Annotated in this window: 19 protein-coding genes; 13 read left to right on the plus strand and 6 right to left on the minus strand. The window is 73.5% G+C overall.

Annotation, left to right across the window (positions count from 1 at the left end):
• Nucleotides 1-63 precede the first annotated feature (63 nt).
• Nucleotides 64-531, minus strand: coding sequence for a DUF5709 domain-containing protein (locus OG403_RS04305; protein ID WP_329561540.1), 468 nt, complete (start codon nt 529-531; stop codon nt 64-66).
• A 411-nt stretch (nt 532-942) separates the two neighbouring features.
• Between OG403_RS04305 and OG403_RS04310 the strand changes: the two genes are divergently transcribed.
• The 7 genes from OG403_RS04310 (at nt 943) to OG403_RS04340 (ending at nt 11,164) form a co-directional block, all read left to right on the plus strand.
• Nucleotides 943-1,296, plus strand: coding sequence for a helix-turn-helix domain-containing protein (locus OG403_RS04310; RefSeq protein WP_329561542.1), 354 nt, complete (start codon nt 943-945; stop codon nt 1,294-1,296).
• 360 nt (nt 1,297-1,656) lie between these two features.
• The gene (locus OG403_RS04315) at nt 1,657-2,787 is read left to right on the plus strand and encodes a hypothetical protein (RefSeq protein ID WP_329561543.1); all 1,131 of its coding nucleotides are present in this window, start codon (nt 1,657-1,659) and stop codon (nt 2,785-2,787) included.
• Between the two features lie 3 nt (nt 2,788-2,790).
• The gene (locus OG403_RS04320; RefSeq protein WP_329561545.1) at nt 2,791-3,627 is read left to right on the plus strand and encodes an ACP S-malonyltransferase; all 837 of its coding nucleotides are present in this window, start codon (nt 2,791-2,793) and stop codon (nt 3,625-3,627) included.
• A gap of 5 nt (nt 3,628-3,632) precedes the next feature.
• On the plus strand, nt 3,633-7,313 hold the full coding sequence (locus OG403_RS04325; protein ID WP_329561546.1) for an SDR family NAD(P)-dependent oxidoreductase: 3,681 nt from the start codon (nt 3,633-3,635) through the stop codon (nt 7,311-7,313).
• 13 nt (nt 7,314-7,326) lie between these two features.
• Complete coding sequence (locus OG403_RS04330) at nt 7,327-8,685, plus strand: MATE family efflux transporter (protein WP_329561547.1); 1,359 nt, start codon at nt 7,327-7,329, stop codon at nt 8,683-8,685.
• Nucleotides 8,673-10,118 carry a condensation domain-containing protein gene (locus tag OG403_RS04335; RefSeq protein WP_329561548.1) on the plus strand — a complete coding sequence of 482 codons (1,446 nt, stop codon included), beginning with the start codon at nt 8,673-8,675 and terminating at the stop codon, nt 10,116-10,118. Before OG403_RS04330 ends, OG403_RS04335 begins: the two co-directional genes overlap by 13 nt.
• Before the next feature lie 170 nt (nt 10,119-10,288).
• On the plus strand, nt 10,289-11,164 hold the full coding sequence (locus tag OG403_RS04340) for a ribonuclease BN (RefSeq protein ID WP_329561549.1): 876 nt from the start codon (nt 10,289-10,291) through the stop codon (nt 11,162-11,164).
• A gap of 6 nt (nt 11,165-11,170) precedes the next feature.
• Here the strand turns inward: OG403_RS04340 and OG403_RS04345 are convergent, their stop codons facing one another.
• Entirely contained in the window at nt 11,171-11,737 is a 567-nt protein-coding gene (locus OG403_RS04345; protein ID WP_329561550.1) for a TetR/AcrR family transcriptional regulator, read from the minus strand.
• Nucleotides 11,738-12,015: 278 nt separating this feature from the next.
• On the opposite strand from OG403_RS04345, the gene OG403_RS04350 reads away from it, so the two are divergent.
• A complete protein-coding gene (locus OG403_RS04350; RefSeq protein WP_329561552.1) occupies nt 12,016-12,909 on the plus strand; it encodes a DMT family transporter in 894 nt (297 codons plus the stop codon).
• Nucleotides 12,910-12,944: 35 nt separating this feature from the next.
• Here OG403_RS04350 and OG403_RS04355 read toward each other — a convergent pair whose 3' ends face one another.
• Nucleotides 12,945-14,276 (minus strand): cytochrome P450, encoded by a 1,332-nt coding sequence (locus OG403_RS04355; RefSeq protein ID WP_329561554.1) that lies wholly within the window; start codon nt 14,274-14,276, stop codon nt 12,945-12,947.
• Between the two features lie 149 nt (nt 14,277-14,425).
• Here OG403_RS04355 and OG403_RS04360 point away from each other — a divergent pair, with 149 nt between their 5' ends.
• Entirely contained in the window at nt 14,426-15,301 is an 876-nt protein-coding gene (locus OG403_RS04360; RefSeq protein WP_329561556.1) for an AAA family ATPase, read from the plus strand.
• Entirely contained in the window at nt 15,298-16,683 is a 1,386-nt protein-coding gene (locus tag OG403_RS04365; protein ID WP_329561558.1) for a vWA domain-containing protein, read from the plus strand. Before OG403_RS04360 ends, OG403_RS04365 begins: the two co-directional genes overlap by 4 nt.
• Here the strand turns inward: OG403_RS04365 and OG403_RS04370 are convergent.
• On the minus strand, nt 16,661-17,569 hold the full coding sequence (locus tag OG403_RS04370; protein ID WP_329561559.1) for a LysR family transcriptional regulator: 909 nt from the start codon (nt 17,567-17,569) through the stop codon (nt 16,661-16,663). The two genes, OG403_RS04365 and OG403_RS04370, sit on opposite strands and share 23 nt — an antisense overlap.
• A gap of 125 nt (nt 17,570-17,694) precedes the next feature.
• Here OG403_RS04370 and OG403_RS04375 point away from each other — a divergent pair, with 125 nt between their 5' ends.
• Together OG403_RS04375 and OG403_RS04380 are read left to right on the plus strand one after the other, a co-directional pair.
• Nucleotides 17,695-18,081, plus strand: coding sequence for a nuclear transport factor 2 family protein (locus OG403_RS04375; RefSeq protein WP_329561560.1), 387 nt, complete (start codon nt 17,695-17,697; stop codon nt 18,079-18,081).
• A gap of 96 nt (nt 18,082-18,177) precedes the next feature.
• Nucleotides 18,178-20,523, plus strand: a complete 2,346-nt coding sequence (locus tag OG403_RS04380; protein WP_329561562.1) for a Dyp-type peroxidase — start codon at nt 18,178-18,180, stop codon at nt 20,521-20,523.
• Between the two features lie 22 nt (nt 20,524-20,545).
• Here OG403_RS04380 and OG403_RS04385 read toward each other — a convergent pair whose 3' ends face one another.
• Complete coding sequence (locus tag OG403_RS04385) at nt 20,546-20,947, minus strand: VOC family protein (protein WP_329561563.1); 402 nt, start codon at nt 20,945-20,947, stop codon at nt 20,546-20,548.
• Between the two features lie 143 nt (nt 20,948-21,090).
• Between OG403_RS04385 and OG403_RS04390 the strand changes: the two genes are divergently transcribed.
• On the plus strand, nt 21,091-22,524 hold the full coding sequence (locus OG403_RS04390; protein WP_329561565.1) for an MFS transporter: 1,434 nt from the start codon (nt 21,091-21,093) through the stop codon (nt 22,522-22,524).
• A gap of 6 nt (nt 22,525-22,530) precedes the next feature.
• Here the strand turns inward: OG403_RS04390 and OG403_RS04395 are convergent, their stop codons facing one another.
• Nucleotides 22,531-23,799: a sugar ABC transporter permease gene (locus OG403_RS04395; RefSeq protein ID WP_329572090.1), complete on the minus strand. Its 1,269-nt coding sequence runs from the start codon at nt 23,797-23,799 to the stop codon at nt 22,531-22,533.
• Between the last annotated feature and the right edge of the window lie 44 nt (nt 23,800-23,843).

The raw sequence follows: 23,843 nt of genomic DNA on the forward strand, positions 1-23,843 counted from the left end.
CGTTGACCTGTCACCGGCCTGAAATTCACTGACCTGAAGTCGGATCGCCGACTTCAGGTCAGCTCAGTCGGACAGGTAGTCATGCCCTTCGGGGTCGTCCGTGGTGTACATCGCGGCCTCCTCCGCCGAGGCCGCGCCGCCGGAGATGCCCCGGTCCTGCGCGATCTGCTCGGTGCGCGCGCCGTCGCAGGCGATCAGCCGGCCGGTGCGGGTCTCCCCCGCCTCCGGGTCGACCGGCTCCGGGTCGGTGCCGTAGGTGTCGCCGATCCCGTCCCCGTCGGGCGTGGCGACCTCGGGCAGCTCCGCGGCCAGCCGTCGCGCCAGGCTCTCCCCGTCGCGCTGCTCGGCCGCCGTCGTCCCGAAGCGCTCGACGGCGACCGGGCGATCCAGCGGCGCGTAGCCCTCGTCCAGGGCCGAGTCCAGGCCCCGGTCGACCAGGGTGTCCTCCGGCTCCAGCGGGCCGATGTCGTCCTGCACCTCGGAGCCGTCCGGCTGGTACACCTGGTCGCCCATCAACGTCTCTTCCGACATGAGCTCCTCCTCACCGAACATCGGCCCCGCACGGGCTCCACACGCCCAGCGTGGACCCCCGCTCAGCGGATCGCAGCCCGAAGCGTGCCGCGGGGCCCGCGGAATCCGCACTCGAACGGGGCCGAGAACCGGCCAAAACAGCCGGAAACCGCCGGGGCGGAACTGACTGCCGAACAGCCGTGGGAACAGAGTGAGGGAACTGCCACGGGACCTCTATTGCACCCCTCCGCGCAATGCCGCGGGCAGGCCGAAAACGGATCAGACGAACCTTGACGCTGCCGGGGGAAACGGGTCATCCTCTTGCGGAGGGCGATCTCCACTTTATCGAGGAGCGCCCTCTCGACACGCCTCGATTCATTTCCGTCATACACCCCGTCGCCGGAGTCGCCGCGGATCAGCGGAAGGCCATAAATGCGCCTGGAAAATTCCGAATCGGACAGCGACAACCGCTGCGTGTGCGCCACCGCCAGAGTCAGGGGACGGGATCTCGCACCCACGTTGGCCGCGCTGGTGCGGCTGTCGGAGCGGGAGCGCGAGGTCCTGCTGCTGATCGCCTCGGCCTACAGCGACGCGGAGATCGCCACCCAGCTGTTCATCAGCCACCGCACCGTGCGGGCGCATGTCAGCGCCATCTTCGACAAGCTGGCGCTCGGCAGCCGGGTCGAGGCCGCGGTGGTCGGCACCTACGGCCTGCTGGGCTGCGCCCATGTCACCGAGGTGCTGTGGCCCGGCGGCGCCCGGCTCCCGGTGCTCGATCTCGTCTGATCCCCAGGACGGCCGCCCGACGGCCGCCCGGCGCCCGTCCAGCGCCCGCCCGGCGCCCGCCCGACATCCGCCCTGAGTCGCGAGGACTGTCAGAAGTGACGATGACGGCCGTCTGACATAGCCATGACGATAGAACCGGCCGAAGCCCGCCGCCTCCGAGTCCCGAGTCCCGGCCGTCCGAGTCCATCCGAGTTCCGCGAGCCGCCGACCGCGCCCGACCGCGCCCGACCGGGCCCGTTCCGACCCGCGGTATTTCTCCGTGCCATTTCCGCTTCAGCGCACCCGCGCGATTCCCGGCAATGCGAGCAATTCCCGCGCCGCACGGCCGGTCCGCCATGCCCGACAACCCCTGGGTGACCCATGCGCACACTGCTCCTGTTCGACGGTCTCGGCGCTTCCTGTGCCGAATTGATCACACAACTGCGCACCCTGTACGCACGCCCGGAGAACCGCGCCTATTTCACCGTCGTCTGCGCGGCGGTGGAAACCGCGCTCGACCATGTCGGCAGCACCGGCCAGCAGGAGCAGCTGCCCGCCGGCCTGCCGCTGCGGGCCTGGCTGCACGCACCGGTCGCACCGGCCGCCGTCCCGGCCGACTCGATCAGCGCGGGCGTCTGCACCCACGCGCTCCAGCTCTGCGGGCTCCAGCCGACCGGCCTGCTCGCGACCACGGCCCGGCGCGAGGTGGTCGGCGCGCTCGGCCTGAGCCTGGGCCTGCAGGCGGCGATCGTCGCCGCCCTCGACGTGCGCCGGCCCGACGCCTTCCTCGACCTGTGCGCCCGGTCCATCCGGCTGGTCGTCCTCGCCCTGGTCCGGGCCCAGCAGGTGGCCAGGGCGGACCCCGTCGACCCGGAGCTGCTGCGCCGCTACCTGCACGGTCGGCCCCAGGCGCACCGGCCCGCGCCGATGGCCTCGGTGACCGGCCTCGACCGCGGCGTGCTGGTCGAGGCCGTCGCCCGGCACAACAGCCGCACCAGGCGGGCGGGCGAAGGGCCGGCCGTCGAGGTCGGGCTGGTCGCCTCTCCCCGCACCCAGCTGCTCAGCGGCCGGACCCAGGACCTGCTGGACTTCCACGTCGCGCACGAGCGGTTGCTCGCCGAGGCAGCTGCGGAGTGGAGCTTCCTGCGCAACACCCTGCCGTTCCACAGCAGTCGGCTGGCTCCCGCGCTGCGCCGGGCGGAGCGCGACCGTGCCTTCCTCGGCCCCGGGCCGAGCGGCGACCAGCTCAGGTTTCCGGTCCAGGCCACCGACGCACCCCGCGATCTACGTGAATCCACCGACCTGGACGCCGAGTTCACCAGCCTGATGCTGGTGCGCCCGGTGGACTGGCCGGCCGCCGTGGCCCGGGCGATGGCCACCTGCGCACCCGAACGGGCCGTCGACTTCGGCCCCGGACCGGCCGCGCGGATGTTCACCCGCGACTGCCTGCGCCCTGCCGGCCACAGGCTGCGCTTCGACTCCGGCCCTCGGGCCTCGCTGCAAGGAAGGTGACCGATGCACTGCCTCCTGTTCCCCGGGCAAGGCGTCCAGCGCAAGGGGATGGGCGCCGGGCTGTTCGAGGAGTTCGGCGAACTCACCGCCGCCGCGAACGACGTACTCGGCTACTCCATCGAGGAGTTGTGCCTGCGCGACGAGCAGCGCCGGCTGCGCGACACCCGCTACGCGCAGCCGGCCGTCTTCTTCGTCAACGCACTGCTCGGCCGCAAACTGCTGGCGGAGCGTCCCGGCTACTACTCCTGCCTGGCCGGGCACAGTCTGGGCGAGTACAACGCGCTGGTGCTGGGCGGCTGGCTCGACCTGCTGGAGGCGCTGCCGCTGGTGCGGCGGCGCGCCGAGCTGATGTCCCAGGTGACCGGCGGCGGGATGGCCGCGGTGCTCGGCGTGCCGGGCGTGCTGGTCGAGCGGGCGCTGCGGGAGACCCAGCTCTCCAAGGTGTACATCGCCAACCGGAACGCCGACACGCAGACCACCATCGCCGGTGACAGCGCCGAACTCCTGGTCGCCGCGAAGACGATGGCCGCACTGCCCGGCGCCCGGGTGGTCCGGGTCAACGTCAGCGGGCCGTTCCACACGCCGCTGATGGAGCCGGTCGAGGCCGCCCTGGCGGAGCTGCTGCGCGACTGCGCTTTCAACACCGGGCAGCTGCCGGTGCGTTCGAGCGTCAGCGGCGAGCTCTTCGAGCCGGCGCACGCGGTCGACCTGCTCAGCCGTCAGGTCTCGGCGCCGGTGGAGTGGATCCGCACCGTGCGCGGTCTGCGCGCGGCTGGCGTCACCCGGTTCGACGAGGTCAACGGTCGGACCCTGCTCTCCCTCCTGGAAGGAATCCGCTGACTCCCATGACCACCACCAGCAGCCCGGACATCGCCGTGATCGGCATCGGCATCGAGCTCCCGGGCGTCCACGACCTGGCGGCGTACTGGCGGATCATCAGCTCCGGCCAGAGCCTGACCCGGCCGTTCCCCGCCGACCGGGGCAGCCGGCTGGCGGAGTACGTCCGCTACGCGCGGGCGACCACCGTCGAGCCGGTCACCGATCCCGAGGTCGACTTCTACGACGGCTGCTACCTCGACGAGGTCGACGGCTTCGACTACGCCGTCTTCGGGATGAACCCCAAACAGGCCGCCACCACCGACCCGCACCAGCGGCTCGCCCTGCGCACCATGTACCGCGCGCTGGAGGACGCCGGCTGCACCGGCGAGCGGGCGCGCGGCAGCCGGGCCGGCGTCTTCGTCGGCTTCGCCACCAACCCGGGCTCCACTTACCTCGACTACGTCTGCCGGATCGATCCCGCGCTCGCCCAGCTCGCGCTCACCGGCAACATCCCGACCATGATGGCCAACCGGCTCTCCCACGTGCTGGACCTGCGCGGCCCGAGCCTGGTGGTCGACACCGCCTGCTCCGCCTCGCTGGTCGCCGTCCACCAGGCCAGGAACGCGCTGCTGATGGGTGATTGCGACCTCGCCGTGGTCGGCGGCGCCCGGATCGTCTTCGCACCGGTCAAGCACCCGCACACCAGGATCGGCATCGAGGCGGCGGACGGCATCACCCGCACCTTCGACGAGTCCGCCGACGGCACCGGATTCGGCGAGGGCGCGGGCGCGGTGGTGCTCAAGCGGCTGGCCGACGCGGTGGCCGACGGGGACCGGATCCACGCCGTGCTCAAGGGCAGCGCGGTCAACCACGACGGCCGCACCGAGGGGATCACCAACCCCGACTCCGACTCGCAGGCCGAACTGCTGCTCGCCGCTTGGCGGAACGCGGGCGTCGACCCGCGCAGCATCGGCTATGTCGAGGCGCACGGCACGGCGACCAGCGTCGGGGACCCGGTCGAGTACGAGGGCCTGCGCCGCGCCTTCGCCCGGCACACCGCCGACCTGCAGTTCTGCGCGGTGGGCGCGGTCAAGGCCAACATCGGCCACCTCTTCGAGAGTTCGGGTGTGGTGGGGCTGATCAAGGCCGCACTGACCGTCAAGTACGGGACCATCCCGCCACTGGCCAACTTCAAGGTCGCCAACCCGAAGATCGACTTCGCCACCGGCCCGCTCTACGTGCCGACCACCGCCCAGCCCTGGCCGGCGTCGGCCGGCCCCCGGCGCAGCGGCGTCAGCGCGTTCGGCCTCGGCGGCACCAACGCCCATGCGGTGCTGGAGGAGTACCTCGCCCCGGCGGTGCCGCCCGCCGCGCCGGGGCCGCAGCTCTTCACGCTCAGCGCGGCCACCGCGCGCTCGCTCGCCCGGCTGGTCGAGCGCTACCTCGGCTTCATCGACCAAGGCGGTCTGGACGGCGTGGAGTTCGCCGATGTCTGCCACACCGCCCGGGTGTCCCGCGCCGGGCACCGCCACCGGCTCGCGGTGATCGCCGACGACGTCGCGCAGCTGCGCGCGGGGCTGGCGCAGAGCGCCGCGGAAGCCCTGGAGGGAACCCTGGAAGGGACGTTGACCCGCCGCACCGAGCAGCCCGCGGCCGAACTCCTCGCCGAGGCCGCCGACTGGCTGGCCGGCGGCCCGCTGACGCAGCGCCCCGGGCCGGACGCCCGCACCCCGCGGATCGTGGACCTGCCCGGCTACGAGTACGACGACACCGCCTGCTGGGTCGACTTCCCGGACGACTGGCGGGCCAAGCTCTCGATCACGCCCGAGGAGCGGCACCCGGTCACCCACACCGTCGAGTTCCGCCCGGCGCCCGAACCCGCCGCGCCGCAGTCGCCGGTGCGGATGCTCGCGCTGGTCGGCCCCGACGGCGCGGCCGAGGCCGCGCTGACCGCGGCGGCCGGCGCCCACGCGCTGCGCGTGCTGCGCCTGGCCGGCCAAGGCGCGGATGCGCCCGGCGCCACGGACCCCGACCACTTCACGCTGGACCCCGCCTCCCTCGACCGGGTCGCCCAGCTGGTGCTGGACCAGGACGTCACCCACCTCGTGCACGCGCTCTCCTTCGAGCGCGGACCGGCCGAATCGGTCGCCGAGCTCGACCGCCGGGTGCGGGACAACCTGCACAGCCTCTTCCTGCTGGCCAAGTCCCTGATGGCGCACGGTGTCAAGGCTTCGCTGGTGGTGCTGAGCCGCCAGGCCCTGCCCACCGAACAGGGCGAGGTCTGCGCCGTGGAGAACGCCGCACTGGTGGGCCTGGCCAAGGTGATCACCCGGGAGTACCCGTACCTCGGGACCATGGTGGTCGACATCGACGACGCCGTGCCCGCCACCGCACTGGGCGGCCAACTCGTCTCGCCCGAACTCGGGGTGTTCGCCCTGCGCGGCGAGCGGCGGCTGCGCGAGGTCTTCGCCGAGCTGCCGGAGCTCTCGCCGGCCGCGAACCAGCCGACCGCAGACCAGCCGACCGAGGCGCCCGACTACCTCAAGCCCGGCGGCGTCTACCTGGTCACCGGCGGCACCGGCGCGCTCGGCCTCGCGGTGGCCCGCTTCTTCGCCCAGTCGCGCCCCGACCTCACCCTCGTGCTGCTCAGCCGCTCCGGCCTGCCGCCCCGCGAGCAGTGGCCCGCCGTGCTCACCGCCGGTCCGGCGGAAGACCCGATGGCCGCGCGGGTCAAGGCGGTTGAGGAGCTGATGGCGCTGGGCGCCACCGTGCAGGTGTGCCGCACCGACGCCGGCGACCCGGCCGCCCTCGCCGCCACGATGGCCGAACTGCTGGCGCGCCACGGGCGGATCGACGGCATCGTGCACGCGGCCGGGCTGCCCGGCGAGAGCAGCCTGCTGTTCCGCGAGCCGGCCGACTTCGCGGCGGTGGTGCGCCCCAAGCTGCACGGCGCCTTCGTGCTGGACCAGGCGACCCGGGGCAACCGGCCCGACTTCATCGTGCACTTCTCCTCGGTCGCCGCCGTCTTCCCCGCACCCGGGCAGGGCGACTACGCGGCCGGCAACTACTACCTGGACGCGCTGGCCCGCGCCGACGCCGACGACCGCTGCCACGTCCTGGCCCTCGACTGGGTGGCCTGGAAGGAGATCGGCATGGCGGTGGACTACGGCACCAACGGCGACACCATGTTCAAGGGCCTGTCCACCGCGACCGCCCTGTCGATCATGGACGCCGGGCTGCGGTCCGGTCACAGCCGGATCTTCGCGGGCGAGACCAACTACGGCGGCGAACTGATCCATCTGCTCGGCTCCTACGACGTCGCCCTGGCCCCCGAGGTCGAGACCAAGATGCGAACCGCCGTCGCCGCCGCCGAGGGCCGGCTGCGCCAGGCCGCCGAGCGGATCAGGAGCACCATCGCCGCGGTCACCGTCGAACTCACCGGGCGCCCGGACGGCGACTACTCGCCGGTGGAGCGCACGGTCGCCCGGTGCATGGCGCAGGCCTTCGGCTACCCGACGCTGGACCTGGAGGACGACTTCTTCGACCTGGGCGGCGACTCCATCATGGCCGCCTCGGTCGCGGGCACCATCTCCGCCTGCCTCGACGTCCGGTTCGACGTGGCCGACCTGCTGGCCGACCGGACGATCGCCGAGATCGCCTACCACATCGAGTCGTCGGGCGAGTTGCCCGCCGACGCCGGTGCCTAGCCCGGGGCACCCGGTGACGGACCTGACCCAGGGCCCGGTGCTCTCCCGGATCATCGGGTTCGCCGTGCCGCTGACCCTGGCCGATCTGCTGCAACAGGGCTACCTGCTGGTGGACAGCATCATCGTGGGACGCACGGTCGGCATCGACGGCCTGGCCGCCGTCGGTGCCGGGCAGCCGCTGTTCTACCTGATGAACGCCATGTTCATCGGCATCGGCACGGCCTTCACCATCCGGCTGGCCCACCTCAAGGGTGCCGGGGAGAGCGGTGCCGTCCGCGCGGTGGCCCGCTCGCTGACCCTGTTCACCGTCGGGTGGAGCATCGGCGGCCTGCTGCTCACCGTGCTGCTGGCCCGCTACGCCTTCGACCTGATCGGCATCCATGGCCAACTGGTGGCGCAGGGACGGGCGTTCCTCGACACGCTGGCGTTCGGCTTCCCCGCGATCTTCGGCGGCGCGGCGGTCAGCGCGTTCCTGCGCGGCCTGGGCGCGAGCCGGGCCGCGATGTGGATCCAGGGCCTGGGCAGCGTGGTCAACGCCGCGCTGGCCTGGTTCTTCGTCGCCGGGCTGCATCTGGGGGTGGCGGGCGCGGCGCTGGCCACCGTCAGTGCCGCGACCCTCGCCCTGGCGGTGGGCCTGGCGCACATCCGCCGGGCCTACCCGCTGGGCCCGCGCGAGGCCACGCCCGCCGTACGGCGCGAACTCACCGACGCAATGCGGCTCGGCGCGCCGCTGGCGATCCAGCACATCGGCCTGGCTCTGGGCATCATGGTGCTGGTCTGGATCATCGCGCGGTTCGGCGCGGTCTGCCTGGCCGCCTTCACCGTGGTGGCCCGGCTGGAGCTGTTCACCTCACTGCTCTTCCTGGACCTGTCCGGCGGCCTGTGCGCGTTCGTCGCGCAGAACCTGGGAGCCGGCCGAAGTGACCGCAACCGCACCGGACTTCGGCAGACCGTGCTGCTCACCCTGGGTCTCACCGCGCTGGTCTCGGCGGTCGTGCTGCTGGCCCGCGCCCCGATCGCGAGCCTGTTCACCGGCGACCTCCGGGCCAGGGAGCTGACGGCCCGTTACATCCTGATCACCTACCCGTTCTTCGTCTGCTACACCGTCATGGTCGTGGTCCACGGCTACCTCAACGGCGCCCGGCGCACCGCCGTACCGCTGATCTGCACCGTGCTCGCCTTCCTGCTGACCCAGGTCCCCGCCGCCTACCTGCTGCACGGACCACTCGGCATCGACGGCGTGATGTGGGCGGTCGTGCTGGGCTGGGCCGTCGGCCTGGCATACACCCTGGTCGCGGTGCGGCGACTGCTGCTGCCCGCCGTACCACCACCCGCACCGCGCGCCGAGGAGGCTGCCACATGGGCGAAGTGACGCAGCGTCAGATCTCCTTCGGCGGCGGCCGGGCCCGCACCGCGCCGCTGGCCTGGGGCCAGCTCACCACCTGGGACGACATGCGCCACTTCCTGCCCGAGGTGAAGGCGTTCTTCGTGCTCTCCCGGCGGGTGTCGGTGCCGGCCGGCCTCGGCACCGACGCGGTGGTCGACGCGCTGCGCGTGCTGCTGGAGCGGCACGAGTCGCTGCGCAGCCGGTACCGCGCCGCGCCGGGCGAGGCGGTCGTCCAGCGGGTGCTGGCCGAGGGCCGGGTGCCGCTCACCGTGATCGACTGGACGCCCGCGGACCGGCTGCCCTTCGAGACGGCCGTCGAGCGGGCCCAGCACGCCATCGTCACCCGGCGGCTCGACCACGCGAGCGAACCACCCGTCCTGTTCAGCCTGCTGACCCGGGCCGGCGCCGCACGGCTGGTCGTCCTCGGGGTCTCGCACGTCGCCGCCGACGCGCGGGCCGTGGACCTGCTGATGGCCGAGCTCGGCGGGCTGCTCGACGCGGCGGCGGCGGGCGCGCCCGTCCCACCTCCGTGGACCCGCTGGCAGCCCGCCGACCAGGCCGCCTACGAGCAGTCGCCGCCGGGGATGCTGCGCAACGCGGCGGCGCTGCGCCGGCTGCGCGAGCAGCTGGCAGGCGCCGCCACCGGCGCCTTCCCCGCGCCCGTGGCACCGCCGGAGCACCCGGGCCACCCGCGCTACCTCTGCGGCCGGCTGGAGTCGGCCGCCGTCCCGCTCGCCCTGCGGGTGCTCGCCCGCCGCCACCGGGCCGGCACCTCGGCCGTCCTGCTCGCCGCCACCGCCGCACTCACCCGCGCACTCACCGGAACCGACCGCCACACCTTCGCCCTGGTGGCGGCGGGCCGCGGCGACCCGGCCGGCCAGTACGCCGTCACCAGCCTCAGCCAGACCGGCTGGGCCACCCTGGACACCGGCGTGGCGAGCTTCGCCGAACTCACCGCGCTCGCCGCCACCGCCCTCGCCGAGGCCGCCCGGCACTGCCTGCACGATCCCCGGGCGGCCCGCGCGGTGATCCGCGACCTCGAACGGCGCCGTGCCGCGCCGCTCGAGCTGGGCTGCCGCTTCAACGACATGTGGGCGTGGACCAGGAAGCAGCCGGTCCACACCCTGCCCGACCACCGGACCGTGCTGGCCGCCACCGCCGGCACCCGGCTCGACTGGCCCGCCGACCAGGCCACCGAGAACGACCGGATCACCCTCTCCGTCAACCTCTACGGGACCGCCGACCGCCTCGTCATCGAGGCCCTCGCCGACACCCACCGGCTGCCCCGCCCACAGCTGCGCGCGCTGCTGCGCGGCTACGAACGCCTGCTGGTGGAACTGGTCGCCCGCGACGTGCCCCCGGCCGAGGTGGCCGCACTCCTGGCGGCGGATCCCGCACCGGCCCCGGCACAGTCATAAGCTCGGCGTCATAAGCTCGGACGGTCACTCCATGACGGAACGGCCGTGCGGGCGAAATCACCGATCCTGGCGCATGACCCGACCGGTACCGGGGATGCGCTCCACAGGAAGGTGGTCGAGATGGGCACGCAGTCGAGCACGCCCTGCTGGCCGGGCCACGGGTGCCGCGGATGAACAGCGCCCGCGACGCCGTGCGCCACCGGGCCGCCGGGCTGCCCGGTCGCCACCTCGTGGTGAGCGTCTGGCACGGCCTGCGGGCGGGCGCCGCCGAGCTGTGGCACCGGGGCCACGAGATCGAACTGCTGCAGCGCTCGATGGCCTTCGCGGCGCTCTACTTCGTCACCCTGGTGCCCCTGCTGGTGGTGATCGCCGCGGCCGCGCCCACCCGGGGCGACGGGATCACCGGCTGGATCACCGACGGCCTGGGCCTGACCAGCCGCGGCACCCAGGCGGTCAGCGCCCTGTTCGCCTCCCAGCACGAGGTGCTGAGCACCACCACCGGGTTCGGCCTGGCCGCGCTCGCCTTCTTCGGCCTCTCCCTGATGGCCTCGATGCAGACCGCCTACGAGCGGATCTGGGAGCTGCCCCGGGGCCGCTGGCACACGGTCTGGCGGCAGGCGGTGGGCCTGGCCGGCCTGATCGGCTACGTCGTGATCGCCGCCTGGAGCGGGGAACCCTGGAGCAGCAGCTTCGCGCAGCCGACCCTGCGGATCGCGGCCACGGTGCTCGGCGGCGCGCTGCTCTTCTGGTGGCTGCAGCGCCTGCTGCTGGGCGGCCGGGTCGCCTGGCTCACCCTGCTGCCGGGCGCTCTGTCCACCATGGCGGCGCTGGCCGGGCTGCGGTTCTTCTCCCGGCTGGTCTTCGCGCCGCTGCTGGTCTCCAACGCCGTCTCCTACGGCACGGTGGGCACGGTGCTGGTGGTCCAGTCCTGGCTGATCGGGGTCGGCTTCACCGTCTACGGCGGGGCGCTCTTCGGCCGGGCGCTGAACAGCCACTTCGGCTGGGGCGAGCAGATCGACGACGAGCAGGCCGACACCGAGAGCTGAGCCCGCTCAGCCCACTGGCCCCGCGCCGCGCAGCGCCTCCAGGTGCAGTGCCAGGTGGCGCCGCCAGGCATCGGGGGCCACCGCCTCGCCCGCGTCCACGATGCCGCGCAGCGCCCAGGCGGTCGCCTGGATGTCGGCGAGCACGATGTCCGGCCGGATCCTGCCGTGCCGCTGCGCCCGCGCCAGCAACTCCGCGAGCAGCGCCCGCAGCCGCTCGGTGCAGTCGGGCTGCGGACGGCCGAAGACCTGGTCGGCGTAGCCGCGGTGGTCGGCGAAGGACTGGCCGAGAACCACCAGGAAGCGCTCCAGGCCCGTCCCGTCCGCGCGGTCCAGCTCGCGCCGGGCCGCCTCGATCAGCTCGTCCAGGATCAGCCGGACCAGCTCGTCGAGCAGGTTCTCCTTGTTCGGGAAGTGCCGGTAGAGGGTGCCGACGCCGACCCCGGCGCGTGAGGCGATCAGCTCCATGCTGGCGGCCGGGCCGTACTGCGACATCACCGCCCGAGCGGCGTCGATCACCAGCCGGTGGTTGCGCACGGCATCCCGCCGCACGGTGCGTGTCCCGCTCTCCCGCACGTTCGCCGTCCCTCCTGGCGCGTCGGACCTGCTGGCAGTGTAGGTCGAGCGGGTGCGAAGGCGGCGGGACGCGGCGCTGCTCCGGCGTGTGCCCCGGCCAAGGGCCGCGGCGGCGGCAGCCGCAGCCGCAGCCGCAGCCGCAGCCGCAGCGCACGTTGTCCAGGGCGTGAGCCGGAAACCGGCCCGGCGAAGCGATCACTCGTGGCAAGGTGAGCAGTGTCATCGGCGGCGCGCCAAGGCGGCCTCGCCCCGCCCGACCATCCGGTGTCTGGAGGCCCATGAACACCCCGCTCGCCGTGCTCTTCGCGTTGCTCACCACCGTGTTCAACGCGCTCGCCACGGTGCTGCAACGCAAGGCCGCCGGCCGGGTGCCGCTGCGCGGGATGGGCCGGGGGCTGTTCCGCGCGCTGCTGCGGCAGCGGGTCTGGCTGGGCGGCATGGTCGCGGTGGCCGCCGCCGCCTGCTGCCAGGCGCTGGCGCTGGCCAACGGCCCGCTCTCCATCGTGCAGCCGATCTTCGTGCTGGAGCTGCTGATCGCGCTGCTGCTGGCCGGCGTCATCCTGCGCCGCCCGCTGCCGCCCCGGACCTGGCAGGCCGCCCTGTGGGTCACCGGGGGGCTGGGCGTGGCGCTCTGGGCGGCGGCGCCCAGCGGTGACGGCGCGCCGGCCGGTTTCGGCCGCTGGCTGCTGGCGACGGTCAGCTGCCTGGGTCTGGTGGCGCTGCTGGTCGCGGTGGCCGCGCGGCGCGGCGCCGGGGCGGTCCGGGCGGCCAGCCTGGCGCTGGGCGCGGCCCTCTGCTACGCGCTGACCGCCGCGATGCTCAAGGCCTCGGCGCTGGCCTGGCAGCACGGCGGGCTGACCGCCTTCCTGTCGGTGTGGCAGACCTACGGCTTCGCGCTGATCGGGATGCTGGCGCTCTTCCTGCTGGAGAACGCGCTGCAGTCCGGGATGCTGGTCTTCTCCCAGCCCGCACTCACCCTCGGCGACGCCTGCGCCAGCATCGCCCTGGGCATCACGCTGTTCGGCGAGCGGATCCGTCTCGGCGGCTGGCTGGCCGTCGAGTTGGCGGGCGCGGCGGCCGTCGCGGTCGGCATCGTGCTGCTCAGCCAGGCCGCCGCCGCGCAGGAACGGGCGGCGGCGCAGGCTCCGGCGAGTCAGGCGAGAGCGAGCTAGGCGAGAGCCGGCCAGGTGAGAGCCGGCCAGGCAGGTCAGCTGCGGCGGGTGATGGTGGCGGTCAACGGCCCGTCCGGGCGCAGGATGAACCCGAAGGCGGGCGCTGGCGCGGCGGCCGTGAAGACGGGGGTGAACGCGGGCAGCAGCAGTTCCAGCAGCGCGGTCATCTCACGCAGCGCGAACTGCAGGCCCAGGCAGGCGCGGGCGCCGATACCGAACGGGTAGTAGGCGCCTGGCTGGGTGGGGCGGCGGCCCGGCGCGGTGAAGCGGGTCGGGTCGAAGCGGTCCGGGTCGGGCCACAGCGCCGGGTCGCGGTGGGTGAGGTAGGGCGAGGTCAGGATCTCGGTGTCCGCCTCGATCCGGTAGCCGGCCAGCGTGTCGGCCTCGGCCGCGAAGCGCGGCAGCAGCCAGGCCGCCGGGTAGAGCCGCAGGGTCTCGCTGATCAGCGCCTGGACGGCCTCGCGGCGGGCCGCCGAGCCCGCCTCGCCCGCGTCCAACGCCCAGTCGCGGTACTCGGGGTGACGGTCCAGCAGCAGGTGGAGCCAGGCCAGGCTCTTGGCCGTGGTCTCGTGCCCGGCGGTCAGCAGGCCGACCAGTTCGTCGCGGATCAGCTGCTCGTCGTACTCGGGGCGGCTCGCCGCGCCGTCCACCAGCAGGTGCAGCAGGCCGGGACCGTCCGGGCCCGGCTCGCCCCGCCGGGCGGCCGCGATCGCCCGCCGGGAGACCGCGTCGATCCGTGCCAGGTCGGCGTCGACGGCGGCCCGCGCGGCGGCGACGGCCGGATCCGGCCGCTCGGCGGGCTCCGGCGGCAGCGTCGGCAGGGCCGCCACCACGGCGTCCAGCACGGCGAGTTCGCGGTAGTCGTGGTCCTCCAGCGGGTGGCCGGTGAGCGAGCGCCAGATGGTGTCCAGGGCGAAGAAGCGCAGCTCCTCGCCGAGGTCGACGGCCTGCCCGGTGCGCTCGTACGCCGTCCAGCGCTCGACGGTCCGCCGGGCGGCGTCGGCGATCCGCTGCTCGTAGCGGCGCATCCCGATGCCGGTGAACTGGGCCTGCAGCAGCTTGCGCTGGCGCCGCCACGGCTCGCCCGAGGTGGCCAGCACGCTGTCGCCGACCAGCCGGCGGGCCCGGTGCGAGCGCTTGACGTAGCGGTCCGGGTGCTGGGCGAGCACGTGCTGGACCGCCTGCGGGCCGGTCACCAGGACGGTCGGCGCCGGGCCGAGCCGGACCGCGCCGACGCCGCCGAGCGCGCGCACCTCGGTCAGCAGCTCGACCAGTTGGCCACCCGAGGCACGCCAGCGCTCCACGACGACCGGGTCGAGCTCGGGCGGCGGGCAGCTCGCCCCGGGACGGGCAGTGGTCAGGGCCATGACCTGAATGCTAGTCGACTGCCCCGCCCCGGTAGGCAGTTCACGCAGGCCGGCCGACCGGGTCGAGCGCCGGAACCGGCCGCGCACCGGCCGGCGCCCACCCGATAGGGTTTCCGCACACGAAGCGGCGCGGGGCGGGAGTTGACGGCATGGACGAGCAGCGGGAGACGGGCTTCTTCGACTCGGTCGAGGAGGTGACGGCCCGGCTGGCCGAGGTCGGCTACCTGGCCTCCACGGCGGTGGCCACCACCGTCTTCCTGGCCGACCGGCTGGGCAAGCCGCTGCTGGTCGAGGGCCCGGCCGGGGTCGGCAAGACCGAACTGGCCAAGGCGGTGGCCGCGGTGGCCGGCGCCCGGCTGGTGCGGCTGCAGTGCTACGAGGGCGTGGACGAGTCCCGCGCGCTCTACGAGTGGAACCACGCCAAGCAGTTGCTGCGGATCACGGCCGGGCGCGAGGAGGGCTGGGAGCAGGCCAGGACCGACATCTTCAGCGAGGAGTTCCTGCTCCCCCGCCCGCTGCTGACCGCGATCCGCGGCAGCGAGCCGACCGTGCTGCTGATCGACGAGACCGACAAGGCCGACGTCGAGGTGGAGGGCCTGCTCCTGGAGGTGCTCAGCGACTTCCAGGTGACGGTCCCGGAGCTGGGCACCATCACCGCCGAGCGCCGCCCCTTCGTGCTGCTCACCTCGAACGCCAGCCGGGAGCTCTCCGAGGCGCTGCGCCGTCGCTGCCTCTTCCTGCACCTCGACTTCCCCGACCCGGAGTTGGAGGTGCGGATCGTCCGCTCGCGGGTGCCGGGCCTGGACCAGGTGCTGGCCGAGTCGGTGGTCAAGGTGGTCGGCGCGCTGCGGGCGATGGAGCTGCGCAAGGCGCCGTCGGTGGCGGAGACCATCGACTGGGCCCGCACCCTGCTCGCCCTCGGCGCCGACACGCTGGACGACGCGGTGGTCCGGCGCAGCCTCGGCGTGATCCTCAAGCACCAGGAGGACCTGCGCCGGGCCGCCGAGAAGCTGACCCTGGCGTGAGCGCCGCGCAGCGGCAGGCGCTGCCCGAGCGGCTCACCGCGTTCGTGCAGGCGCTGCGCGCCAACGCGCTGCGGGTGGGTCCGGCCGAGACGGTGGACGCCGCCCAGGTGCTGGCCGTGCTCGGCCTGGCCGACCGGGAGCGGCTGCGCGAGGGGCTGGCCGCGGCCCTGCTGCGCGCCCACGGGCAGCGAGCCGTCTTCGACGCGACCTTCGACCTCTACTTCCCGAGCCGGGTCGGCGAGCCCGAGGCCACCCGGCAGTCGGCCGATCCGACGGTCGAGGAGCTGCGCGAGCAACTGGCCGCGGCGCTCGCGGCCGGCGACAGCGCGGCCATGGCGCAGCTGGCCGCCGGCGCCGTCGGGGCGCTCGGCGCGTTCGGCCAGGCGCCCGGCGCGGGCGGCTGGTCGGCGCACCAGACGCTGGACCGGCTGCGCCCGCAGATCCTGCTGGCCCGGGTGCTCGCCGCGCTGCGCGAGGGCCGGGGCGAGGCCAGGCCGAGCGAGCTGACCGAACGGATCGAGCCGGACGAGATCCGCCGCCGGATCGAGGCCTTCCGCGCCCTGGTCGCCACCGAGGCCCGCCGGCGCAGCGCCGAGCTGCGCGGCACCGAGGAGATCGCCCGCCGGGCGGTGGCGCCCAGCGTCGACCAGATCGACTTCCTGTTCGCGGGACGCGAGCAGCTGGCGGAGCTGCGCCGGGCTGTGCGACCGCTCTCGCGCAAGCTGGCCACCCGGTTGGCGGCCCGCCGTCGCCGGGCCGCGCGCGGGCAGCTGGACGTGCGCCGCACGGTGCGGCGCTCGCTGGGCACCGGCGGGGTGCCGCTGCGTCCCGCCTACCGGCGCCGGCATCCGCAGCGTCCGGAGCTGGTGCTGCTCTGCGACGTGTCCAGCTCGGTCGCCGGGTTCTCGGACTTCACCATGCTGCTGGTCCAGGCGCTGCGCGAGGAGTTCAGCCGGGTGCGGGTGTTCGCCTTCGTCAACCGGGTCGACGAGGTGACCGACCTGCTCGGCCCGGGGGCCGGCGATCCCGGCACGCTGGCCCGGCGGATCCTGGCCGAGGCCACGGTGCTCGGCTACCACCCGTACAGCGACTACGGCTCGGCGCTCGGCGAGTTCCAGCAGCGCTACCGGGACGTGGTGGGCCCGCGCAGCTCGGTGCTGATCCTGGGCGACGCGCGCAACAACAACCGCGACCCCAACCTGCCGGCCCTGCGCCAACTGGCCCGCCAGGCCCGCCGGGTGCACTGGCTCAACCCCGAGCAGCCCTCCTACTGGTCCACCGGCGACTCGGCGGCCCTGGCCTACGCGGGCGTGGTGCCGATGCACCCCTGCCGCAACGCCCGCCAGCTGGGCGAGCTGATCACCCGTCTGCTGCCGCTGTAGCACCACGGCCGGCCGCCCACCGGGCCGCGAAGGCCCGGAAGCGTCGCGCGGCCGAGCTGGCCGGGCGGTCCGCGCGCCAGGCCAGGCCCAGGCCCCGGCAGGCGTCCTGCTCGGCGAGCGGGACCAGCCGGACGCCGAGGTGGCCGACCAACCCGTCGCCCACCGGCAGCACCGCCAGGCCGAGCCCCGCGCCGACCATGCCCCGGATGGTGGCGACCTCCCCGGCTTCCAGCACCACCGAGGCGGTCACCCCGGCCTGGTGGAACAGCCGGCAGGTGAGCTGCCGCAGCCCCGGCGCCTCGCGCATGATGATGAACCGCTCCCCCGCCAGCTCGGCCAGCCGCACTACCGGCCGCTCGGCCAGCGGATGCCCGGTGGGCACGGCCAGCGCCAGCCGCTCCTCGCGCAGCGGCAGCCACTCCCAGCCCGCACCGTCCGGGCGCGGTCCGGTGACGGCCAACTCGGCCGACCCGTCCTGGAGCAGCTCGAGCACCCCCGCCGCCGACTCCTGGTGCAGGCTGAAGGCGGCGCCCGGCGACTGCCGCTGGTAGGCGCCGAGCAGCTCCGGCACCAGCCAGCCGCCGAGCGAGTGCGCGAAGGCCAGCCGCAGCGTCTGCTCGGCGGGGTCGAGCAGCGCGGCGATCCGGTCCTGCGCGGTGTCCAGCTCGGCCAGTGCCCGGCGGGCGTGGCGCCGGTAGACCCGCCCGCAGTCGTTGAGCCGCAGCCGGTGCCGGTCGCGGTCGAACAGCGGGGTGCCGAGCCGCCGTTCCAGCCGGGCGATGGCCCGCGAGAGGGTCGGCTGCGAGGTGCCGACCAGCGCCGCCGCGTCGGTGACGTGTTCGGTCTCGGCCACCGCGAGGAACCAGCGCAACTCGTCGATGCTCATCCCGGCATTATGCACACCACGCATGACCCGCAGGTCAGGGCGGTATTTCCGATCGCGGCACGGCCCCGGGAGACTGACAGGCACCGCGCCGAAACTGACGCAGCGTCATATACCGAAGGAGCACCATGTCCGAGCTGTCCGAGAAGACCACTCTGGCCGAGACCTTCCGCACCGCCCTGCAGAGCGCCGACTGGCCGCTGCTGCGCTCCCTGCTCACCGAGGACTGCCACTGGACCCTGCCCGGCGACAACCGGATCTCCGGGCAGGTGCGCGGAGCCGACGCGGTGATCGAACGGCTGCGCCTGATCGCGGGCTACGGCGTCCACTTCGACTTCCAGCGCACGCTGTTCAGCCGCGACAACCTGGCCCTCTCGCTGCACAACACCGCCGAGCGGGACGGCCGGGTGCTGGACGAGCACCTGGCCACCGTCTGCCTCCTGGACGGCGGGCGGATCCGGGCGATCGAGACCTACCTCTCGGACGTCCCGGGGATGAACGCGTTCTTCGTCTGAAGCCCCTGTCGCCCTGGCTCTGTTCGCATGCGTATCGTAACGTTCCAGTCACCCTCCGCAACCACGCGGAAGGTCCCACCCCGACCTGGAGACCGCATGACGACCGATGTCCAGCCAGCCCCGCAACAACTGACCGCCCCGCAGCCCAGCGACCTGTTCCTGCGCGACAGCGAGGAGATCCAGGGCGACATCCTGGCCGGCTTCAAGAAGGACCAGATGGTCCTGCTCTTCCTGCGCTTCGAGGACGGCGTCCAGGCCCGCACCTGGCTGCGCCGGCTGACCCCGCGGATCGCCACCACCCGCCAGGTGGCGGCCTTCAACAAGGCCTACAGCGAGGCCCGCAAGCAGTCCGGCGGTGACCCCCGGGGCCTGCGGGCCACCTGGCTGAACGTCAGTTTCAGCTACCTCGGGCTGGCCGCGCTGACCGGCAAGGACCCCTACCCGGACCAGCCCGCGAACACCACGCTCGGCGCCTTCAAGCAGGGCCCGGCGGTGCGCTGCCAGTTGCTCGGCGACGTCGACGACAGCAGCCCCGACACCTGGTACTTCGGCAACCACACCGAGCGGCAGGCCGTCCACGCGGTGCTCACCATCGCCTCCGACTCCGCCGAGGAGCTCGCCAGTGCGGTGGCCGAACAGCGCGAGGCCGCCTCGCAGTTCCGGATCACCGTGCTCTTCCAGCAGGACTGCGCCACCCTCAGGGGCAGCCGCCGGGGCAAGGAGCACTTCGGCTTCAAGGACGGCGTCAGCGAGCCGGGCGTGCGGGGCTTCGACGAGGAGGACCCCAAGCGCGCGGGCTGGGTCAAGGACCACCCGGGCACCCGCCTGATCGCGTACGGCGAGTTCGTCGCCGGCTACCCGGACCAGCAGGTGGCCCGCGCCGATCTGAAGCCGCCGGGCCCGGTGGTGCTGCCGGCCTGGGCGACCAACGGCTCGTTCCACGTGGTGCGCCGGCTCGCCCAGGACGTGCCGGGCTGGTGGGCGCAGGTGGGCGCCCAGTTGAAGGTGCTGAAGAAGGCGAAGGCGGTGCCGGACACCACCACGGTGGAGTGGCTGGCCGCCCGGATGGTCGGCCGCTGGCGCTCGGGCACCCCGGTCGCCAAGTGCCCCGAGGCCGACCGCCCGTTCAACACGGTGGCCGCCAACGACAACGAGATCAGCTACCGCGACGACCCCGACGGCACGCTGACCCCGCTCTTCTCGCACCTGCGCAAGACCAACCCGCGCGACGGCCTGCGCGAACGTCCGGGCGCCGGGCCGTTCGACGAGGATCCGGTGATGGACCGGCGCCGGATCATCCGGCGCGGCAGCCCGTACGGCCACCCGTTCGACCCGGCGGCGGAGGGACCGGGCGGGGCCGACGAGAAGCGCGGCCTGCTCTTCGTCAGCTACCAGGTGGACCTGATCTCGCAGTTCGAGTTCATCCAGCAGGCCTGGATCGACGACCCCGACTTCCCGCCCAACCGCGGCGACCAGGACGGGGTCGGCCGGACCGGACCGGACGGCATGGTCGGGCTGGACGGCACGCTGAGCTGGGAACGCGCCGACGGCAAGCAGGCGGTGCCGCTGAGCTTCCACCGCTTCGTGCAGACCGAGGGCGCCGTCTACGCGTTCGCACCCTCGATCACCACCCTCAAGTCGCTCGGCGAGGGCAAGCTGCCGGACAGCGAGCAGCCGGAGATCGGCCGACCGGTCGACACCTTCGTGCCGATCCCCGACCTGCAGCGCCGCAACGGCAAGAGCCTCTACTACGCCTTCCGCACCCTGGGGGCCACGCAGCGGTACCGGATCATCTCGATCGCCGACGGCAGCAGGCACACCGACACCCTGGAGCGGCCGGACCAGCCGCTCACCGCCTGGAAGTCGCTGGACGGCGTGGCCAACGTCGACGTCTTCCTGCCCTACCCGGACATGCAGCGGCAGAACGGCAAGAGCTGGTTCTGGGTCTTCCACTCGGTCAACGGCCGCCAGCAGTACCGGGTGATCACCCTCGCCGACGGCAACCAGGCCGACGTCCTGGAGCGCGGCGACGGACCGCTCACCCGCTGGCCGTCGCTGGACGGCGTGGCCAAGCTGGACTTCGTGATCCCCTTCCCGGACCGGCAGCCCAAGGACGGCCGCAGCTGGTACTGGCTCTTCCACACGCTGAACGGCGAGCAGTTCTACCGGGTCATCACGATCGAGCACAGCACCCGGCACACCGACGTCCTGCAGCGCGAGGACCGCCGGATCTCCCAGTGGCAGGAGGCCTTCAAGAACATCGACCGGATCACCACCGTGCTGCCGGTGCCCGACGAGCAGCGGCCGACCGGGCTGAGCAGCTACTGGGTCTTCCACCAGGACCGGTACCGGATGATCAGCATCACGGGCGACGACCAGCACCAGGACCGGATCGTCACCGAGGACCGGCCGGTGACCAACTGGGCGTCGCTCACCCGGTGACGGCGGTGAGTCGCAGCCGGCCTCAGCCGCCCCAGCGGCGGGCGCAGAGCACCAGGCGGTAGCCGTCGGGGTCGGCGACGGTCACCCCGTGCTGGTCCCAGTAGGGGTTGTGCGCCGGCACCCGGGTTCCGCCGGCCGCGACCAGCCGGTCGACCAGTGCCTGGTCGACCGGCGCACCCAGGTAGACCACGAAGCAGTCGTCCACCGTGGGCGTGGGCTCCAGCGGCCGCTCGGGGTCGTGGGTCAGCTCGAAGTGCCAGGCCCCGCCGGCCGGACCGAGCATCAGCAGGTCGTGCTCGCCGGAGACCCGCTCGGTGGTGCGCCAGAGCACGTCCAGCCCGAGCCCCGCCACATAGAAGCGCTCGGCGGCGGCCAGGTCGCGGGACGGGCGGGCGACCCGGATCTGCGTCGTGGAATCGATCATGAGCCGGAGCATAGTCACGCACCCCCCGGGTCGAACACCTCTTCGGCACGGACCTTCCCAGCGAACACCTCCCCTATCGAATATGTCTGCTAGCGATGTAATCTGAGGGCGACAGATCAGATCAGCGACAGAACGGTCCACCCATGTCCGTACGCGAGCGCCCGGCCCCGCCGCACCCGGCTCCCGGCCCCCGGCTCCGCACGCTGCTCACCACCGAGCGGGCCCGCCCCGACGCCGTCCGGGAGCACCGGTGGGCATGGCGGCTGGCGGTCGGCACGGTCTGCTTCGGCGCGTTCATGGGGCAGCTGGACGCCAGCATCGTCACGCTCACCTACCAGCCGCTGCGCACCGAGTTCCACAGCACGCTGGCCGGCGTCGAGTGGGTGTCACTGAGCTACCTGCTGACCCTGGTGGCCTTCCTGGTTCCGGTCGGGCGAATATCCGACGTGCGCGGCCGGAAGCTCATGTACCTGTACGGCTTCGCCGTCTTCACCGCCGCCTCCGCCGCCTGCGGGCTGGCCCCGGGGCTGGCCGCCCTGGTCGTCTTCCGGGTGGTCCAGGCGATCGGCGCGGCCATGATGCAGGCCAACAGCGTGGCCCTGGTCACCACCAGCGCCCCGCCCGGCAAGATGCGCTCCGCGCTCGGGATCCAGGCGGCGGGGCAGGCGATCGGCCTCGCCCTCGGACCGACCATCGGCGGCGCGCTGGTGAGCACCCTCGGCTGGCGCTGGGTCTTCGGGGTCAACGTCCCGATCGGCATCATCGCCCTGGTGGCGGGCCACTACCTGCTGCCGCGCACCCGGCAGCCCGCCGCCGGCTCCCGGATCGACGGGCCCGGCGTGCTGCTGCTCGGCGGCTCGACGACGGCAGCGCTGCTCGCGCTCTCGGTGGCCTCCGGGCTCGGCCCGCCGGCCTGGACCGCGCTGCTGCTGGCCGCCGCGGCCGTCGCCGCCGGCTGGGCCTTCCTGCGGCGCCAGCGCCAGATCGCCAACCCGCTGCTCGACCTCGCGCTGCTGCGCGCCGGCCGGCTGGGCCCAGGTCTGCTCGGCGGCCTCTGCGGCTACCTGGTGCTGTTCGGCCCGCTCGTGCTGGTCCCGGTGGAACTGGCCCGGCGCGGCAGCGGCGCGCTGGCCACCGGCCTGGTGCTCACCGCCCTGCCGCTCGGCTTCGCGCTCGCGGCCACCACCGCCGACCGCCTGCTGCCCGGCGGCTGGAGCGACCGGTTGCGCAGCCGGGTGGGCGCCGCGGGCTGCGTGCTGGCGCTGACCCTGCTGGTGCTGCTGCCACCGACCGCCACCCTGCTGCCGCTCTCCCTGGCACTGCTGGGCCTGGCGCTCGGGATCTTCGTCCCGGCCAACAACACCCTGGTGATGCGGGCCATCCCGACCACCTCGGCGGGCACCGGCGGCGGCATGGTCAACATGACCCGGGGCCTGGGCACCGCGATCGGCGTCGCCGCCGTCACGCTGGCCCTGCACCTGTTCGGCGGCGACACCGGGGCCCGCGCGGCAGCACTCACCATGCTGGCCTTCGCGGTCCTCGCGCTGGCCAGCACGCTGCCCCGCCGCGCCCGCTGACGCCGGTCAGGCCCGGCCGGCCGCCTTCTGGGTGCGCCGGGCCAGCGAGTCGATGACCACGGCGGCGAGCAGCACCGCACCGGTGATCATGAACTGGATCGCGTTGCTCAGCCCCTCGATGTTCATGCCCGACTGGATCGAGCCGATCACCAGCGCGCCGAGCAGCGCCGACCAGGTCTTGCCGCGCCCGCCGAACAGGCTGGTGCCGCCGATCACCGCGGCGGCGATCGCGTTCATCAGCAGGTTGCCGCCGCCGGAGGTCTGGCTCGCGGACTGGATCTGCGCGGCCAGGAAGAGACCGCCGACCGCCGCCATGGTGGAGCAGATCATGAAGACCGTGATCCGGGTCCGCGGCACGCTGATACCGGCCCGGCGGGCGCCCTCGATGTTGCCGCCGAGCGCGAAGATCTGCCGCCCGTAGCCGGTGCGGCGCAGCACGAAGTCCAGCACCACGATGAAGGCCAGGAAGATCACCAGGGCCAGCGGCAGACCCTTGTACTGGTTCAGGGTGTACGCCGCGAGGAAGGCCACCACCGCCAGCAGCACGGTGCGCACGACGATGTCGGCCAGCGGGCGGTACGGCACGCCGGCCATCCGTCTGCGCCGGGCGTCCAGCAGACTGGCGCCGAGGAAGAGCGCCACCCCGGCCGTCGCCAGCCCGTAGGCGGCGATCTGCTGGGCGTAGATGGTGCTGTAGAGCCGCGAGACGATGTCGTTGCCGCTGAGGTTCACCGTCCCGTTGGAGCCCAGGATGTGCAGCATCAGCCCGTTCCAGCCGAGGTTGCCGGCCAGCGTGACCACGAAGGCCGGCACCCCGACCCGGGCGAAGAAGAAGCCCTGGACCAGGCCGACCAGCGCCCCACCGAGCAGGGCGCAGGCCAACGCGACGTACTGGTTGACGCCGTGGGTGACCTCCAGCACCGCGTAGACCGCCGCGCAGAGCCCGCTGACCGAGCCGACCGACAGGTCGATCTCGCCGAGCAGCAGCACGAAGACCACGCCGATCGCGATCATCCCGGTGCCGACGATCTGCTGCGAGAGGTTGGAGAGGTTCTGCGCGGAGAGGAAGCTGCTGTTCAGGCTGCCGAACACGGCCCAGATCACGATCAGCGCCAGGACCACCGGCAGCGAGCCGAGTTCGCCGCTGCCCAGCCGGCGGCGGAACTCGCCGAGGTAGCCCTGCACCCCCTGCCGGCGGACGATCAGGCGCGGGTCCACCACGGGGGTGGCCTCGGCCGCCACCGGCACGGTCGCGTTGACGCCGCCGGTCGGCATGGCGTCCTCGGGCAGCGGGCGCCGCTCGTCGCGCGGCGGGTTGG

Source organism: Kitasatospora sp. NBC_01266 (genome assembly GCF_036242395.1).
Taxonomy (GTDB): Bacteria; Actinomycetota; Actinomycetes; order Streptomycetales; family Streptomycetaceae; genus Kitasatospora.

What these genes read in the sequence shown, in the direction of transcription:
- OG403_RS04305 (WP_329561540.1), bottom strand. Translation starts at nt 531, where the DNA reads ATGTCGGAAGAGACGTTGATGGGCGACCAGGTGTACCAGCCGGACGGC.
- OG403_RS04310 (WP_329561542.1), top strand. Translation starts at nt 943, where the DNA reads ATGCGCCTGGAAAATTCCGAATCGGACAGCGACAACCGCTGCGTGTGC.
- OG403_RS04315 (WP_329561543.1), top strand. Translation starts at nt 1,657, where the DNA reads ATGCGCACACTGCTCCTGTTCGACGGTCTCGGCGCTTCCTGTGCCGAA.
- OG403_RS04320 (WP_329561545.1), top strand. Translation starts at nt 2,791, where the DNA reads ATGCACTGCCTCCTGTTCCCCGGGCAAGGCGTCCAGCGCAAGGGGATG.
- OG403_RS04325 (WP_329561546.1), top strand. Translation starts at nt 3,633, where the DNA reads ATGACCACCACCAGCAGCCCGGACATCGCCGTGATCGGCATCGGCATC.
- OG403_RS04335 (WP_329561548.1), top strand. Translation starts at nt 8,673, where the DNA reads ATGGGCGAAGTGACGCAGCGTCAGATCTCCTTCGGCGGCGGCCGGGCC.
- OG403_RS04340 (WP_329561549.1), top strand. Translation starts at nt 10,289, where the DNA reads ATGAACAGCGCCCGCGACGCCGTGCGCCACCGGGCCGCCGGGCTGCCC.
- OG403_RS04350 (WP_329561552.1), top strand. Translation starts at nt 12,016, where the DNA reads ATGAACACCCCGCTCGCCGTGCTCTTCGCGTTGCTCACCACCGTGTTC.
- OG403_RS04355 (WP_329561554.1), bottom strand. Translation starts at nt 14,276, where the DNA reads ATGGCCCTGACCACTGCCCGTCCCGGGGCGAGCTGCCCGCCGCCCGAG.
- OG403_RS04360 (WP_329561556.1), top strand. Translation starts at nt 14,426, where the DNA reads ATGGACGAGCAGCGGGAGACGGGCTTCTTCGACTCGGTCGAGGAGGTG.
- OG403_RS04370 (WP_329561559.1), bottom strand. Translation starts at nt 17,569, where the DNA reads ATGAGCATCGACGAGTTGCGCTGGTTCCTCGCGGTGGCCGAGACCGAA.
- OG403_RS04375 (WP_329561560.1), top strand. Translation starts at nt 17,695, where the DNA reads ATGTCCGAGCTGTCCGAGAAGACCACTCTGGCCGAGACCTTCCGCACC.
- OG403_RS04380 (WP_329561562.1), top strand. Translation starts at nt 18,178, where the DNA reads ATGACGACCGATGTCCAGCCAGCCCCGCAACAACTGACCGCCCCGCAG.
- OG403_RS04385 (WP_329561563.1), bottom strand. Translation starts at nt 20,947, where the DNA reads ATGATCGATTCCACGACGCAGATCCGGGTCGCCCGCCCGTCCCGCGAC.
- OG403_RS04390 (WP_329561565.1), top strand. Translation starts at nt 21,091, where the DNA reads ATGTCCGTACGCGAGCGCCCGGCCCCGCCGCACCCGGCTCCCGGCCCC.
- OG403_RS04395 (WP_329572090.1), bottom strand. Translation starts at nt 23,799, where the DNA reads ATGCCGACCGGCGGCGTCAACGCGACCGTGCCGGTGGCGGCCGAGGCC.